The organism is Actinacidiphila yeochonensis CN732 (genome assembly GCF_000745345.1).
Classification (GTDB): Bacteria; Actinomycetota; Actinomycetes; order Streptomycetales; family Streptomycetaceae; genus Actinacidiphila; species Actinacidiphila yeochonensis.
Map to the genome: position 1 here is coordinate 1,204,111 of NZ_JQNR01000004.1, position 16,098 is coordinate 1,220,208.

The 16,098-nt window shown below is 73.9% G+C and carries 11 protein-coding genes and 2 pseudogenes; 10 read left to right on the plus strand and 3 right to left on the minus strand.

Going from position 1 to position 16,098, the window contains the following annotated elements:
- The first annotated feature begins 3 nt into the window (after nucleotides 1–3).
- The 6 genes and pseudogenes from BS72_RS11655 (at nucleotide 4) to BS72_RS11680 (ending at nucleotide 4,358) form a co-directional block, all read left to right on the plus strand.
- Entirely contained in the window at nucleotides 4–360 is a 357-nt protein-coding gene (locus BS72_RS11655) for a PRC-barrel domain-containing protein (RefSeq protein WP_037909187.1), read from the plus strand.
- 141 nt (nucleotides 361–501) lie between these two features.
- Nucleotides 502–684: a hypothetical protein gene (locus BS72_RS11660; RefSeq protein WP_037909189.1), complete on the plus strand. Its 183-nt coding sequence runs from the start codon at nucleotides 502–504 to the stop codon at nucleotides 682–684.
- Nucleotides 681–1,295 carry a DedA family protein gene (locus BS72_RS11665; RefSeq protein ID WP_037909191.1) on the plus strand — a complete coding sequence of 205 codons (615 nt, stop codon included), beginning with the start codon at nucleotides 681–683 and terminating at the stop codon, nucleotides 1,293–1,295. The genes BS72_RS11660 and BS72_RS11665 overlap by 4 nt, the downstream gene beginning before the upstream one ends.
- A gap of 591 nt (nucleotides 1,296–1,886) precedes the next feature.
- A complete protein-coding gene (locus tag BS72_RS36445) occupies nucleotides 1,887–2,276 on the plus strand; it encodes a DUF4232 domain-containing protein (RefSeq protein ID WP_157856203.1) in 390 nt (129 codons plus the stop codon).
- A 10-nt stretch (nucleotides 2,277–2,286) separates the two neighbouring features.
- Complete coding sequence (locus tag BS72_RS11675) at nucleotides 2,287–3,129, plus strand: GH25 family lysozyme (RefSeq protein ID WP_037909192.1); 843 nt, start codon at nucleotides 2,287–2,289, stop codon at nucleotides 3,127–3,129.
- 196 nt (nucleotides 3,130–3,325) lie between these two features.
- Nucleotides 3,326–4,358 (plus strand): annotated as a pseudogene (locus BS72_RS11680) (PHP domain-containing protein).
- Nucleotides 4,359–4,619: 261 nt separating this feature from the next.
- On the opposite strand, the gene BS72_RS11685 reads toward BS72_RS11680, so the two are convergent.
- Together BS72_RS11685 and BS72_RS11690 are read right to left on the minus strand one after the other, a co-directional pair.
- Nucleotides 4,620–5,363 carry a 3-keto-5-aminohexanoate cleavage protein gene (locus BS72_RS11685; protein WP_037909195.1) on the minus strand — a complete coding sequence of 248 codons (744 nt, stop codon included), beginning with the start codon at nucleotides 5,361–5,363 and terminating at the stop codon, nucleotides 4,620–4,622.
- Between the two features lie 294 nt (nucleotides 5,364–5,657).
- Nucleotides 5,658–7,742 (minus strand): cellulose binding domain-containing protein, encoded by a 2,085-nt coding sequence (locus BS72_RS11690; RefSeq protein ID WP_232792339.1) that lies wholly within the window; start codon nucleotides 7,740–7,742, stop codon nucleotides 5,658–5,660.
- A gap of 463 nt (nucleotides 7,743–8,205) precedes the next feature.
- On the opposite strand from BS72_RS11690, the gene BS72_RS11695 reads away from it, so the two are divergent.
- Complete coding sequence (locus tag BS72_RS11695; RefSeq protein WP_037909197.1) at nucleotides 8,206–9,174, plus strand: DUF4184 family protein; 969 nt, start codon at nucleotides 8,206–8,208, stop codon at nucleotides 9,172–9,174.
- Nucleotides 9,175–9,910: 736 nt separating this feature from the next.
- On the plus strand, nucleotides 9,911–10,387 hold the full coding sequence (locus BS72_RS38150) for a hypothetical protein (protein ID WP_232792340.1): 477 nt from the start codon (nucleotides 9,911–9,913) through the stop codon (nucleotides 10,385–10,387).
- A gap of 36 nt (nucleotides 10,388–10,423) precedes the next feature.
- Here the strand turns inward: BS72_RS38150 and BS72_RS11705 are convergent, their stop codons facing one another.
- Nucleotides 10,424–10,924: a MarR family winged helix-turn-helix transcriptional regulator gene (locus BS72_RS11705; protein ID WP_037909198.1), complete on the minus strand. Its 501-nt coding sequence runs from the start codon at nucleotides 10,922–10,924 to the stop codon at nucleotides 10,424–10,426.
- 346 nt (nucleotides 10,925–11,270) lie between these two features.
- Here BS72_RS11705 and BS72_RS11710 point away from each other — a divergent pair, with 346 nt between their 5' ends.
- Both BS72_RS11710 and BS72_RS11715 read left to right on the plus strand, forming a co-directional pair.
- Nucleotides 11,271–12,086 carry a DUF899 family protein gene (locus BS72_RS11710; RefSeq protein WP_037909199.1) on the plus strand — a complete coding sequence of 272 codons (816 nt, stop codon included), beginning with the start codon at nucleotides 11,271–11,273 and terminating at the stop codon, nucleotides 12,084–12,086.
- 1,372 nt (nucleotides 12,087–13,458) lie between these two features.
- A pseudogene (locus BS72_RS11715) lies at nucleotides 13,459–15,792 on the plus strand (GH92 family glycosyl hydrolase); the annotation flags it as partial.
- Nucleotides 15,793–16,098: the final 306 nt, after the last annotated feature.

The window sequence follows — 16,098 nt, forward strand, 5'->3', positions numbered from 1 at the left end:
ACGATGATCCGACCCGCTGATCTGCGGGAGTGGCGCGACCGCGAGGTGGTCGACGAACACGACCGCAGGATCGGTGTCCTGGAAGCCGTCTACGTGGACACGGCGACGGATCTGCCGTCGATGGCCACGGTCCGCACCGGACTGCCCACCCGGCACCGGCTGGTGTTCGTGCCGGTCGCCGAGGCGGTCGTCGGGCCGGACTACGTACGGGTCCCTTACGACAGGTCGCTGGTGAAGTCGGCCCCCTCGATCGGGACGGACGACGTCCTGCCGGTCGAGGACGAGGAGGCGGTCTTCCAGCACTACGGCCTACGCTACAGACCCGGGCCCGACGGCGGACGCCAACTCGCCCGCCGCTGACCGCACGCCCCGGCCCCGCCCCGCACCCGAACCATCCGCACCCGGAATCCCCATCAGCACCAGGAATCCCCATCCGCACCCGACCAGAGGGCCCCGACCCGAACCCCTGTCCGTCACGAAGGCGAAGAAGAGAGGCCGCGCATGAGCTTGTTCCTGCTGCTGCTCCTGGCGGCTGTCGTGCTCGGTCTGATCGGCGCCGTGGTCCACGGGCCCGGCCGGCTGCTCGCTGTCGGAGCGGTGCTCCTCGTCGCGGCCCCGGCTACGGGCTGTGGCGGCTGCGCGGCCGCGCCCGCCCGGTGCGCTGACCGGCCGGCCGCCGCATGAACTCCATCACGGACTGGCTCGACCACTCCTCGGGGCCGACCGTCTACGCGGTCGTCGCCGCCCTCGTCTTCTGCGAGGACGCGCTCTTCTTCGGGTTCGTGCTGCCGGGCGAGACCGCTGTCGTGCTCGGCGGTGTGGTGGCCAGCCGCGGCGGCGTCGACATCGTCTGGCTGTGCGTGACGGTGGTGCTCGCCGCGATCGCCGGCGACAGCGTCGGCTACGAGGTCGGCCGGAAGTTCGGCCCGCGCATCCTGGAGACCAGAGCGCTCAGCCGCCACCAGGAGCGCATCGGCCGCGCCCAGGAGCTGATCCGCCGCCGCGGGCCGGCCGCCGTCTTCCTCGGCCGCTTCATCGCCTTCTTCCGCGCCCTCATGCCCGCTCTGGCCGGCATCTCCCGCATGCCGTACCGCGTCTTCCTGCTCTTCAACGCCCTCGGCGGGCTGGTGTGGGGCGTCGGCTTCACCCTGCTGGGCTACTTCGCCGGAGACGCCTACAAGCGGGTGGAGAAGACCGCGGGCACCGCCGTCGCCATCGTCGTGGCCGTCGTGGTCGTCGCCGCCTTCGTCTTCTGGCAGATCCGCCGCCACCGCAACTCCTCCGACTCGGAGTGACCCGGAACGGACCCTGGAGCCCCCGCGACGGACTTCGCGGCGGACCTCGCGGCGGGCCCCGGGGGCAGGACCTTCCCGCCGCGCTCGGAGCCGCAGCCGGGCGCCTCGCGGCGGCGTGACCGGCGGAAACCTGGACGTGAACCGAACGACCGTCACCCGAAAGACGGTACGCGGTCCGAACGTGTTGTAGGGGAACGGCAACAATCGGCCGGTCAGCGGTATGGACCCCGCCGGGGGCGAGTATCCGCTAGGTATGCCTGAGACATCCAAGACCAGGGGGAACCGGACCCCTCGCCGCGCGGTACCGCTTCTCGCCGCCGGGCTGGCCGCACTCGCCGTGTGCGCCGCCGGCTGCGGCAACGGCACCGCAACCACCGGCGACACCGCCACGCAGGGCACCCCCGGCACCGGCGGCACGACCTCGGCCGGCGGCACGACCTCGGCCGGCGCCCCGGCCACGGCCGCGCCCCGCGGCCGGCCACCACCACCCCGGCCCCGCAGGGCACCGCGGACACCGCGCCGCCCGCCTCGTCCCCGCCACCCGGCAGCACGAGCACCGCCGCGCCCCAGGCGGCGGGGACACGCTGCACCGTGACGGACCTGAGGATGACGCTGGGCGCCGGCGACCCCGGCGCCGGCAACATCTACTACCCGCTGACCTTCACCAACACCTCCAGCCGCCCGTGCGTGCTCGACGGCTTCCCCGGCGTGTCCCTCATCCGCGGCGACGGCAGCACCATCGGCCGGGCCGCGGGCCGCCAGGGCGGGTCCCAGGGCACGGTGACGCTGAGTCCGGGCGCGTCCGTCCAGGCCGACCTGCACACCCTCAACCAGGGGGTGAAGGGCGACGAGTGCTGGCGCAGGCCCACCTTCATCAAGGTCTACCCGCCCGGTTCGAAGGACTCGATGACCCTGGCCACCTCCAGCCCGCAGGTGTGCGGCGACACCTTCACCGTGGGCTCCGTCCACTCCGCTCACTAGGAGGCCTGCCATGTCCGTCCACGGGGTCGACGTCGCCTCGTACCAGCCCACCGACTTCGCCACCTCCGGCCAGGACTTCGCCTTCGTCAAGGCCACCGAGGGCACCAGCTACGTCAACCCCCACCACGCCGGGCAGGCCGCGCACGCGCGAGCCGCGGGCCTGGTCGTCGGGCACTACCACTTCGCACGGCCCGGCTCGGCGGCGGAGCAGGCGGCGTACTTCCTCAAGCACGCCGCCGCGAAGGCCGGCGACCTGCTCGCCCTGGACTGGGAGGACGCCGACGTGTCCGGCTCCGCCAAGGACACGCTGCTGCGGCAGATCCAGCACGAGGCAGCCGGCCACCGCGTCCTGCTCTACTGCAACCGCGAGTTCTGGCTTCAGTACGACAAGACGAGTTTCTGCGGCGACGGCCTGTGGATCGCCGACCCCTCGGCCTCCGCCGGGCACCCCCGCGTCGAACACTCCTGGACCCTCCACCAGTACGGCGAGAGCGGCGGCCTGGACCGCAACCTCGGCGCCTTCGCGTCCAAGGCCGCGCTGACCTCCTGGGCGGCGAAGAAACCGGCCTCCGACGGCACCCCGCACTACGTGCCGTTCCCCGGCTCGGACTGGTTCACCGCCGGACGTCGCTCGCCCGTGGTCGCCGCGATGCACAGCCGGCTGGTCGCCGTCGGCTGCGACCACTACCACTCCAGCAGCAACAAGGACGTCATCGGCTCCGGGGACGTCGCCTCCTACGAGGCATGGCAGCGCAAGTACAGCACCCAGCACGACAAGGGCTGGACCGGTGCCGCGCTGAAGTGGCCGCCGGGAAAGGAGAGCTGGGACGCCCTGCACGTCCCCGAGAGCTGACCGGCCGCCCGGCGCGGGCCACCGCCGGCACCCGGGCCGTATCCGTACGGTCCGATGGGTCGTCCGCCGGGGTCTCCGTCGGGACGTCCACCGGGTCCCGTCCGTACGGTCCACCCGGCCCGTCGTTCGCGGGCCGGGCGGGTGACAGCGGAGACGCACGCCGTTAGGCCGCGGGGCGACGGGGAACCCGCACCCCATGGAGCCCGTCGAGGCGCTGGACCGCATCGCCTTCCTGCTGGAGCGCGCACTCGCCCCCACCTACCGGGTGCGCGCCTTCCGCAACGCCGCGGAGGTCGTCGCCGCCCGCTCCCGCGCCGACGTCGAGCGGCTCGCCGCCACCGGACGGCTCACCACGCTCAAGGGCATCGGCAGGACCACCGCGGGGGTCATCACCGAGGCGTGCGCGGGCCGCACCCCCGGCTACCTCGCCGACCTGGAGCGCGAACAGGCCGACGCACTCCCCGAGGAGGCCGGCCGGCGGCTGCGGGCCGCGCTGCGCGGCGACTGCCACGTCCACTCCGACTGGTCCGACGGCGGCAGCCCCATCGAGGCCATGGCCCGCACCGCCCGCGACCTCGGCCACGACTGGATGGTGCTCACCGACCACAGCCCCCGGCTCAAGGTCGCCCGCGGCCTCACCGCCGACCGGCTGCTGCGCCAGCTCGACGTGGTGGCCGAGACCAACCAGCGGCTCGCCCCCTTCCGGGTGCTCACCGGCATCGAGTGCGACATCCTCGGCGACGGCTCGCTCGACCAGGACGACGGCCTGCTCGACCGGCTCGACCTCGTCGTCGCCTCCGCCCACTCCGAACTGCGCATGCCGAAGGCGGAGTTCACCCGGCGGCTGGTCGCCGCGGCCGGCAACCCGCTGGTGGACGTGCTCGGCCACTGCACCAACCGGCTGATCGGCGAGGCCAGGCCGCGCCGCAGTCCGCCTTCGACGCCGAGCAGGTCTTCGCCGCGTGCGCCGCCGCGGGGACCGCCGTCGAGATCAACAGCAGCCCCACCGCCTCGACCCGCCCCGGCCGCTGCTCGCCCTCGCCCGCGACCTCGGCACGCTCTTCAGCGTCGACAGCGACGCCCACGCACCCGGCCAGCTCGACTGGCAGCGCCACGGCTGCGCCCGCGCGGAGGAGGCGGGCATCACGGCCGAACGGATCGTCACCACGTGGAGCGCCGACGAGGTGCTGCGCTGGACCGCCACCCGCACCGCGCCGGGCGGCGGCTGACCCGGCCCGCGTCCCGCCGCCCCCGCGGCAGCCGTCACAGGCTCAGCGGCAGATCAGATCCCCTACCGGCGCAGTCCGGGACAGGAACGGGTGGTGGCCGACGTCCGGCGCATGGGGCCGCGGCCGCCCGCCGCCCGCATCTCGCCGTCCGCCACCCGTCTCCCGCCGAAGGCCGCCGTCCCTCCTGGCACCCTCCCGTAGCGCCGAAGCGGAGGCACACCGCCCCGGCGTCGACGCCGTCGGCCCGTACCCCGGCGAGCGTCAGCGGCGGCTCGCGCCCGTCAGCACCGCGCGGGCCGCCTCGACCAGCGCCGCGTTGTCCGGGGCCGGCGAGCCGTCCGGGAGCAGCAGGGTGTCCTCCAGGCCGATCCGGGTGTCCAGGCCGCGATCGGCGGCCAGCGCCAGCACCGGCCACGTGCCGCGCTCCTGGCCGTGCAGCAGCACCGGGCCGCGCCCCGCCGGCCTCAGATCCAGCGCCTCGATCCGCACGAGCAGGTCCTCGGCCGCCGCGACGGCCGCCTCGGCGTCCTCCGCGACCACCTCGGCCATGACCCGCAGCACACGGCGGGCCCGCGGCCACGCCCGGAGCCGTTCGGGAGCGCCGGTCCCGGAGAACAGCCCGGCCTCCACCCCGATCCGGGCCTCCAGCAGCGCGTCGGCCACCAACTCGGCGCCCTCCTCGTGCCAGTTCACCGACGCGTGGTCGGGCAGCACCGACCACGAGCGCACCAGCGCCGCCCGGCGTTCGGGGTCGGCTTCCGTCCAGGCGCCCGTCGTCACGCCGATCGGGACCCCCGGGGCCGACGCGCGCACCGCGGCGACGGCGGCGTCGACGTGGACGGCCGCCAACGTGTCGGCGCCGTCCGCGTTTTTGGGATGGATGTGGATGGAGCGGGCACCGGCGGCGACGGCCGCCGCTGCCGCGTCGCCGAGCTGCTGCGGGGTCACCGGCAGCACCGGGCACGCGTGTTGTGTTCTCGCGCCGTTCAGGCAGACCTGGAGCATGGCGTGATCATCCCAGCCCCCGCCCGGAAGCGGCCCCGTCGAGCACCGCGGAATGCTGTCGTGTTCCGCCGAACGGGTGACATCGGAGGGTCGACCGCGAACGTCGGAAGCCGGGCCGGGAGCGGAGCGGACCGGGGCCGGGCCTGAGCGGGATGGTGAGCGGAGTCGGAGTCGGAGTCGGGGTTGGAGCCGGGAGCCGGGTCGGTGCGTCGGGCGGCGGGGCCAGGCGGCGGGCAGGCGGCGGACCCGGCCGACGAGCAGCCGGGTCCGCCTCATGCGCACGGTCCGTACGGGTCAGGTGGTCGTGCAGACCGTGCCGTTCAGGGTGAAGACGGTCGGCGACGGGTAGGCGCCGTTGTTGGAGCCGGTGAAGCCGAAGTCCGCTGAGTTGCCGCCGTTCGCGGCCAGGGTGCCGTTCCAGTCCACCGGGGTGGCCACCACGGTCTGGCCGCTCTGGGTGACGTTCGCGTTCCAGAACCCGGTCACCTTCTCGTCGGCGCCCGCCGGGAAGGAGAACGCCAGCGTCCAGCCGGTGATCGGGTTCGGGCCGGTGTCGGTGACGTTCACGTCGGCGTTGAAGCCGTTGCCCCAGCCGCCGGTGAGCTTGTACGACACCCGGCAGCCGGACTGCTGCGGGGTACTGGTGCGCACCGTGACCGGGGCCGAGGGGCGCGAGAGCCGTCCTGCGGAGTCCCGGGCCAGCACGTTCCACGTGTAGGTGGTGCCGGGCGTCAGGTTGTGCACCGTCACCGAGGAGCCGGTGGTGCCGGCCAGCAGCTCACTTGTGATGCCGTTCTGCCGGTACACCTCGTACCGGTCGGCCGTACCGCCGGAGGAGGGCGTCCACGAGACGGTGGCGGACGTGTCGTCGGACGCCGTCACGGTGGGTGTGCCGGGCGCCGACAGCGCCGACTGCGAGCCGGTCGCCGGGTGCAGGGTCAGCGTGGTCAGCGAGTACGGCGGCAGCGTCGCGGAGGTGGTGTCGGCCGTGGTCGTGGTGGTGATCGAGGACGCCTGGTCCAGGTAGGAGTCGACCTGGGCGGAGGTGGTGGCGGGGGTGTAGCCGTTGTAGTGGAACGCCACCTGCTGGGCGTTCTTCGGGTCCTTGTTGATCAGCAGCACGCTCAGGTCGCCGTCGGCCCGCCGCACCGCGTGCGCGGCCACCAGCGCGTTGTCCGTTGCCGCGCCGACCAGTTGGTCGCCCGGGCGGCCGAGCCTGCTGAGCATCTGGATCGCGTAGTACGTGGGGAACGGCGTGTTGAGCGCGGGCTCGCAGACGCTGCCGACGCAGGTGCCGCTGGAGAGGATGCCGTAGTCCTGGTAGTCGGTGGCGCCGTCGGGCGCGGTGCTGATCGTGGTCGGGCCGTTGTGCGTGTCCCACCAGTCGACGGTGAACACCCCGCTCTGCAGTGCCGTCAGGGTGGCGTCCGCGCCGAACAGGGCGTCCGGCTGGGTGTCCTCGTCCACGTTGGAGTTCAGCTCGGTCATCGCGACCGGCAGGTTCCCGGCCCCGCCCTGCACCAACTGGTCCTTCAATTGCGCGAGTTCACCGGCGAGCTGGGTCGGGGTGGTCAGCATCCCGGCGGCGTCCGAGCCGCCCGGGTACCAGTGGACGATCACGAAGTCGGCGTGCTTGGCCACGAGCGGGATGACCGTGTGGTTCCAGTCCGCGCTCTCGCCCGAGGCCATCGCGCCGTCCGGCCAGTTGCCCGGCAGCGTCAGCACCGCGCCGATCTTGATGCTGGGGTCGACCGCCTTCATGGCGGTGGCGTAGTCGGCGAGGTTGGTCGCGTAGGCGGTGGGGGAGGTGTCGGCGTGGTCGTCGGTCTCCCAGCCCGAGCCGTAGTGGCCGTTGCCGTAGAGCTCGTTGCCGATCTCCCAGTACTTCGCCCCGTACCCCTTGGTGACGTTGGCGTAGCGCACCCAGTCCGCCGCCTCCTGGGGCGTGCCGGAGCCGTAGTTGGCGATCAGGATCGGCTGCGCGCCGACCTTCTGGACGGTGCCCATGAACGAGTCGAAGTCGGTTCCGGGCGCCACGTACCCGCCCGGCGCGGTGTTGTCCTCCCAGTGGTAGCTGTCGCCGTAGCTCCCGCCGGGGTAGCGCAGCATGCCCACGTCGGCCGACGTGATCAGGTCCTGCACCTGGGGGACGTTCATCTGGGAGTCCCACACGGCGCTGTTGAGGCCGTAGGCGGTGCTGGGGATGGTGCCGAAGCCCTCGTTCGCGTTGACGGTCACGTCGACCGGAGCCGGCGCCGGGTCGGCCGCGGCGGCCCTGCCGCCGCCCGCGAGCAGGGCGGCGCCGAGCGCGGCCGCCGCGGTACCGGCGGCCAGCCGCCGCCGCAGCCGCCCGGCGGCCGGATGTCTGTGGACGAACACGGAGTTCTCACCTTCAGGAGGCGGACGTGGGGGAGTGCGTGGATCTGTTCCGTGTACGAACCCGAACCGGCCGCGGCATGGGGACCACGGCGGCGTGGGAGCGCTCCCATATTTGGACCGCGGAGTCTGGATGTCAATGGGTGCGACGGGCGCGGCGGCTGTGCGGAGCTGAGACGGAAGGAGCATCCAAGAGGTGCGTGGCGGAGCGGACCGAGGTGGGTGCGGAGCCGATCGGTGGGCCGGCCGTCCGGCGCGCCGGGGGCCGCCGGCGGGGCGCGTCGTACCGTATGCCCCCGCGTCGGGACGGGCATCGATCCCGAGAGGGTTCGAGGGGGACCGCGGCGCGCCGCTGCCGTTCCCTGCCGCGCCCAGCCCGGTGAACACCGCCAGGCCGCTGTGCGCCTGGGTCCCGCTCCGGGCTTCGGGAGTGGCGGGACCGCGAGCGCGGCGGGAGGATGGCGGCGTGCCGTTCACGCTGAGCCACCCCGCCGCCGTCCTGCCGTTCCTGCGGGCGGGGCGGGCCCGAGGACCCTGGATCGGGTCCGCGCTGGCGGCCGGGTCGATCGCGCCGGACGTGCCGTTCTTCGCCGACTCGCTGGTGCGCGGCACCTACGGGTTCGGGCGGGTGACGCACAGCGTGTGGGGGGTGCCCACGGTGGACGTGGCGATCGCCGCGGCCCTCGCGGCCGCCTGGCACGGGCTGCTGCGCGAACCGCTGACGGCGCTGCTCCCGGGGCGGTGGGCCGACGCCGCCGACGCGCTGACCGCCCCGGCCGGGCGCCCCTTCGACGCCCGAGCGGCCGGCTGGTTCGCCGTCTCGGCCGCGGTGGGCGCCGCGACCCACGTGGGGTGGGACGCGTTCACCCACGGCGGCCGGCTGGGCGAACGGCTGCTGCCGGTACTCGGGGCCACCGTGCACGGGATGCCGCTCTACTCCCTGCTCCAGTACGGCTGCTCCGCCGCGGCCCTCGGCCTGCTCGGCTGGTACGTGCCGCACGCGCTGCGGAGGGCGGACCCGGCGGGGTCGAAGGGTCGTACGGTCGGCGCGACATCGGGGGAGCGGGCCGCAACGAACCGGATTGGAAAGTCACATGACGGCATGTCAGGTGGTGTGGAACCCGAGGACGGCGCGGGCGAGGGTGTCGGGCGGGAGCCCTGGGGCGCGGCGGGCGGGCGGACGCCCCGCCGCAGGACGCGGCTGTCCGGGCGCGGGCGGGCCGCGGTCGCCGCGCTGGTGGCCGCCGCGGCGGTGGCGGGCGCCGCACAGCGCGTGGCCGGGTGGACCACCGGCCCGCTCTCCCGGGCCCGCCCTCTGGACCTCGTGCCCCTGGTGGCGTTCGGCGGCGGAGCGGGAACGGCGGTCGGCCTGGGCTGTTACGCCGTCGCCGTCCGGCTGCGCGACGCCTGCCGGCCATCGGAACAGGCTGGGTGACCCGGTGCCGTCGTGACCCGGTGCCGTTCCTGGGCGGCGGGCGCCGCACGCCGCGGCGCGCAGGTCGGACGGACGGCGCCGGTCGTCAGGCATGGGCGTGGCGCTCGGCGTTCCGTCCGCCGAAGCACCGCGAGGTGGTGCGGAGATGCCCTGCGGACCTGTCGGGCTCGTGCGGGCTCTGGCCGATCCGGCTGCCGGCGCGCTCTCCCCCACCCCGGCTGGGTGCTGTGGGTACTGCGGTACTGCGGAACTCCGCGGGGGAGGACCGTGCAGGGGGAGTGGCCGGTGTCCTGGCCAGCGGGTCTGCCCGGTGGTCGGCTGTCCTGGCGCCCCCAGGGCCCTGCGCCTGGGAGCTCTGGATCAGCGGGCGAGGTTCACCCGTTCGGCGTGGCATGGAGGGGGGAGGCGGGGGCAGGTGACGCAGTGCACGGGGTCGGCGGCAGGTCTTCGCCGTCGCAGCGCTCGGGAAAGCACGCCGTGTGGAGAGCCGTCGGACACCCGGCTCCGGTCCAGTCGGAGCGGGGTGTCCGACGGCACGTCAGGAATACGGCACACGGCAGGGGTTCGAGCGTAGGGCGGCCGGTTCGGCTGAACCGGCACGCGGGCTGACAGCCGACGCGCTCCAGTCGTGGCGACGGGCGTCTCTGACGGAATGTCACCCTTTCAGTGGATAACGACATATGCGATGCAAGCGGTATACCTGGGGGCAATTCACCGAAGGCTCAGGAGGCTTCGCATGTCCCCCTTCCGCAAGCACGCGACCCGCCTCTCCTTCGCGGTGATGCCGCTGGCCGCCGCGCTCGTCGCCGCGCCCGCCGCGGCCCACACCACCGGCGCCGACTCCCCAGCCGCGGCGACCGCCGTCCAGACGGCCGCCACCGGCTCGCCGAAGGGGCCCACCGCCACCCACACGACCGGCGCCGACCTCTCCGGCACGCCCGCCGTGTCCGCGGCTCCGTCGGTATCCGCCGCGCCGGCCACGATCCTCGACTGCACCACGTGGATTCACAACAACGACCCCCTGACCGGCGGGGTGGACTGCACCAACCGCTCGGCCGGCCCGGTCACCTTCCACGCCGACATCATCTGCGGCCTGGCCCCGGACGTGACAGGCGACTCGGTCACCATCCAGCCGGGCGAGGTCGGCGAGTCCTCCGGGCACTGCGCCTTCTACAGCACGGGTATCGGCGGTATCGGCTGGACCGTCGAATAGTCCGACGCCCCGTGCCGGACCCACGGAGCCCGGTCCTTACCAGCCCAGGCGTTCGCCCGGGGTGGGCCGGGCCTGCGGCTCGGACCCGGCGTCCGTGAAGGCGCGCAGCACGCGGACGAACCCGCGCCGCTGGGCCGCGGGCATCCGGGCCACGATGCGGGTGAGCTCGGCTCGGCGCCGCTCGGTCGCCCGGAGGACGGTGTCACGTCCGCGCTCGGTCAGCGCGATGACGCTCGCCCGGCGGTCGGCGGGCTCGGAGCCCCTGGCGACCATGCCGGCCGCCACCAGCCGGTCGATCATGCGCAGCGCCGTGGACGGCTGCACGTCCAACTCGTCGGCGAGTTGCGACAGGTTCAGCGAGCCCCGGGTGTACAGGGCGACGAGCATGCGGAACTGCGGCAGGGTGAGCGTCGCCGCCACCTCGGCCAGCGAGCGCGTGGAGACGGCGACGAGCAGCCGCGAGGCGGTGAGCAGCGCGCCCACCATCGCCTCGGCGTCGCGTTCGTCGTCGGACAGGTCGGGGAGTGCGGCGGCCATGCCTCTTTCTACCGCCTCCGGACGCGCCGGTGGACGGACTGTCCGTGGTCCGGTCGTCGGCCGTCATGGGCCGTCCCGGCGCAGTTCCGCTGCTGGATGACGGCTGCTGGATTGCGGCTGCTGGATGCCGGTCGCCGGCGGACGGCAGCACAGGGCCCGCGTCCCACCCTCCCGCCGTGTCAGGAGGGCCGGCCCGGTCCAGGCGCGCTTCCGCGATGAGTTCTGGCGTCGTCGCGAGTCTGCTCCGGTGAGCGTCTGGACGACGCGCGACGCGCGACGCGCGACGCACGACGCACGGTGCAGGACGCGCGGCGCCGACCGGTACGAGACACCCACGGAGGACACCATGACGACCACACCCGGCGCCGCGAGCGGCGATCTCCCCGGCAGGCCGCCGGTTGTCGACCTGGCCGCCTGGCAGGCGGCCCGCGACGAGCTGCTGGTCCGCGAGAAGGCCCACACGCACGAGGGAGACGCGATCGCCGCGGCCCGGCGGCGGCTGCCGATGGTCGAGACCGACGGGACGGTCGAGGTCACCGGCGCCGACGGGCCGGTCCCGTTCCTCGACCTGTTCCAGGGGCGCGACGAACTCGTGGTCTACCAGCACATGTGGTGGGACGGCGCGCCGCACCAGGGGCAGTGCGAGGGCTGCACCACCACGGCCTGGCATGTGAAGGACGCCGTCTACCTCAACGCCCGGGGTGTCTCCTTCGCCGTCCTGACCTCGGGCCCCTGGGAGGAGGTGGCGCCCTACGTCGCGTTCATGGGCTACACGCAGCCCTGGTACTCGGTGCGGGGCGTGGAGGCGCCGATCGGCGGGGTGATGGGGCACATCGCCTGTTTCCTGCGCGAGGGCGACCGGGTCTTCCTCACCTACTCCACGACGGGCCGCGGCAACGAACGGGCCAACGGGTCACTCGGTCTGCTCGACATGACGCCCTACGGCAGGGGTGAGGCGTGGGAGGACCGACCCGAGGGTGTGCCCGCGACCGGCGACGTGCGCGACGGGACCCCGTCCGGGGGCCGCGACGCCTGCTGGTACTGGCGCTCGGACGCCGACGGCGCCGCCACCTGGGGCCCGACCAGCCGGCCCGTGCCGCAGTGGACCCGCCCCGGCGCGACCCCGGTGCAGACCCTCGGCCGCCACGGGCACCACTCCTGAGCCGCCCAGGAAGGCCGGCTCGACCACGCCCGCGGCGGGCTCACCCGAGCCCGCTCCTGGGTCGTCGCCCGGCCTCCCGCGGCCGCGAGGGGCTGCCGGCCCCCTCCCGCGGGCCGCACCTGTGGACCGAACGGGATGTCGAGTACCGCAGGGCACGGCACAGTTGGCGCCGCCACCCAGCGCCTCTCCCGGCCGGGTGTGCCCCGCTCGCCGCCCTGGCGGGACGGTCCCGCTGACGGCACGCGGGCAGCCGGGTGGACGAAGGGCGGCGCGTGGCTCGCCGCCCGGCCGCCCGCGCAGCGGGCGCGCGCCGCCGGCCCGCGACCCGGGCCGTCGTTGCGTCGGTGGCCCGGCACCGGGAGGCGACCGCCCACCTGGCGGACCGGTCGGGGGCCGACCACGACGAGGTACCGGGCGCCGAGGCCGAACCCGCCCGGACACGCGTGGAGGCCGGGGACGCGGCGGGAGCGGTGACCGGCCTGGAGGACCCCGCCCCACGGGTGGCACGGGCCGCGGGCGCGGACAGCCTGGTCGCACTCACCATCCGGCGCACCCTCGCCTGGGCCAGAGCACGGGCGGGGAACCTGCCAGGGCCGCCGCGGGCTTCACCGCCCTGCTCACCGGCCAGGAGAGCGTACTGGCGCTGGACGCGGGGAAGTTGACGATACCCGGTATGAACTCGCGATCCCGGGGCGGACGTCGGGCGACCACGCGGGCGAGGCGCCGCCGCGGGCCCGGCCCGGGTGTGCCGAAGCTGCGATCGGCCACCGGGCCCGGACCACACCACCCCGTCGAGACCCGCGAGGTCCTCGCGGAGTGCCGGCGCGAGCGGACCCTGGGGCGGCCACCCGATACTCTGACCACCTGCCGGTCCGCGGCCGGCTCGCGGGGAACGGCGGGCGGCGACGCCGCCGGCGCGTACGCCGGGCCGGCCGCCCACGACCTCGGTGCCGGGCTTCGACGACACCGACCTCCGCCTCGTCCGGGAGCGCGTCTCCCGCCCGCGGGACCGGCGGAGCCCGGCGGACGGCGGCGGCACCCTCCCGGGGCGGCACCCTCCGGGCGCGGGAAGCTTACAACGTTGCACAGTCCCAACCCGGTTGGCGCGGCGTCAGGCCGTCCGGCGGCCGCCGGGCCCGGGCGCCGAGTGTGCCCGGACCACCCCCGGCCACTCACGGAACGCCAGGTTGTGCCGGTCGGTGCGGCCGGTGAGGAAGATCGCGAGACGGCGCAAACGGGCATCCCGGTCGGCGGCCCGGAACGTTCCAACGCTGCAATGACAGAACTCTTGACACCCCTTCAATGCCAGGAGGACTATTCCATGCCGGTATCCCGACAACGTTGTCGCGGAGCGACACATGGAGGACACGAGATGACCCCGAGGACACGGCTGCGCGGCTGGGCCGCCGCGGTTGCCGCCGCCGCCGCGGCCTTCGCGGTGGCCCTGCCGGCTACCGCGGCCCAGGCGTCGGCGCCGGGAGGCGACCTGACGCACCTGGTGAACCCGTTCATCGGCACGCAGAACGACGGCAACACCTACCCCGGAGCCGCCGTGCCGTTCGGCATGGTGCAGCTCTCGCCGGACACCGGTCACAACACCGGCTACGACTACAACCAGGACCACATCCTCGGGTTCAGCTCCGTGCACCTGTCCGGTGTCGGCTGCGGCCTCGGCGGCGACCTGCCGACCCTGCCGACGACGGGCGCCATCACCAGCACCGACGACGCCTCCTACGCCGCGCAGTTCAGCCACTCCGACGAGTCCGCCTCACCCGGCGCGTACTCCGTCAAGCTCGGCACCGGGATCACCGCGGAACTCACCGCGACCCAGCGCACCGGCTGGCAGCGCTACACCTTCCCGGCCACCACCCAGGCCAACGTCATGCTCGACGCCGGCCAGGCCCTGCACAAGATCACCTCCAGCACCGTCACCGTCCTCGACAACCGCACGGTGCTCACCACCATCACCGGCAGCGGCTTCTGCCAGGACACCACGCCGTACACGCTCTACACCGAGACCCGCTTCGACCGGCCGTTCACCTCCTTCGGCACCTGGAAGGGCTCGACGGTCACCGCGGGCAGCCGCACCAGCACCTCCACCGGGCTCGGCGGCGCCTACGCCACCTTCGACACCCGCAAGGACAACCAGGTCACGGCGGTGACCTCGCTGTCGTGGACCGGCCCGGCCGGCGCCGCGAAGAACCTCGCCGCCGAGGGCAGGGGCACCTTCGACCAGACCCGGAACGCGGCCAAGCAGGCGTGGCAGTCGCGGCTGTCGCAGATCCGGGTGCAGGGCGGCACCGACGAGCAGCAGGCCACCTTCTACTCGTCGCTGTACCGCTCCTTCCTCGCGCCGAACATCGGCAGCGACGTGGACGGCCGCTACACCGGCTGGGACAACAAGATCCACGACGGCGGAAGCAGCGTCTACTACCAGAACTGGTCGCTGTGGGACACCTACCGCACGCAGGAGCAGCTGCTGTCGCTGCTCGCGCCGCGCGAGTCCCGCGACATGGCGCTGTCGCTGCTGCACGTCGCCGAACAGGGCGGCCAGCTGCCGCGCTGGGGCTACGCCACGGCGGAGACCAACATCATGACCGGCGACCCGGTCACCCCCTTCCTCGTCGACGCCTGGCGGCAGGGCCTGCTCAAGGGCCACGAGAAGGAGGCGTACGACCTGCTGAAGAAGCACGTCGACAGCGCCGCCCCGGACTCCTCGCCCTCCGCCGACCGGCAGGCCGACGCGGAGTACCTCGCCGACGGCTACGTGCCGTACGACCCGTCGCGCCCGCAGACCAAGCCCGGTGACGACGACTACCAGCACGGCCCCTCCGCCACGCTGGAGTACGCGCTCGCCGACGCCGCCCTCGGCGGCATGGCGCAGGACCTCGGCTACACCGCCGACGCCAAGCGCTACCTGGCGCGCGGTCAGAACTACCGCAACATCCTCAACCCGTCGACCGGCTTCTTCCAGGCCCGCGACGCGCAGGGCGCCTTCACCGGCCCCTCGGACCCGGCCAGCAGCGTCGGCTTCCACGAGGGCACGGCCTGGCAGTACATGTGGCTGGTGCCGCAGGACATGCCCGGCGTCGTGAGCCTGATCGGCGGCGAGGACGCGGCCAACGCCCGCCTCGACTCCTTCTTCGCCTACGACCAGCTGCTCCAGGACCCGGCCGGCACCGCCGCGAACACGTGGGTCAACGGGACGTACTCGTACTACAACCAGGACAAGTACAACCCGCAGAACGAGCCCGACCTCGGCGCCCCGTACACCTACCTGTCCACCGGGCAGCCGTGGAAGACCACCGACGTGGTGCACGCCGCGCTCACCCTGTTCACCGACGCGCCCAACGGCGTCACCGGCAACGACGACCTCGGCACCATGTCGTCCTGGCAGGTGCTGTCCTCGATCGGCATCTACCCGATGTCGCCCGGCACCGACGAGTGGGGCATCTCCACCCCGGTCTTCTCCCGCGTCGACATCAGCCTGGACCGCGCCTACTACCCCAAGGGCTCGTACACCATCACCGCCCCGGGCAGCAGTGACAGCGACCGCTACATCCAGTCCGCGAAGCTGGGCGGCAAGGCGCTGACGAAGACCTACCTGACCGGCGACGACCTCAGGGCCGGCCGCGACCTGTCGCTCAGCCTCGGCACCACGCACTCCTCCTGGGGCACCTCGGCCGCCGCGGCGCCGCCCGCCCTGGACCACACCGCCGACACCCAGCAGCACACCTCCGCGGCCGTCTCGCCGACCTCGCCCGGCCTGCTCACCGGCAGCGGCGGCACCGACGTGGACGTCTCCGCGGTGCTCACCGGGCCCGGGAAGGTCACCGGCAGCGTCAGCGTGAGCGCCGGCGCCCCGCTGAAGGCCACCCCGGCCAGCAGCACCATCAAGGCCACCTCGAACACCCTGCCGACCACGACCACCATCCCGGTCCACGTCACCGCACCGGCCGGCACCCCTGACGGCAGCTACCCGCTGACCGTCACCGTCCGCCAGAACGGCGGC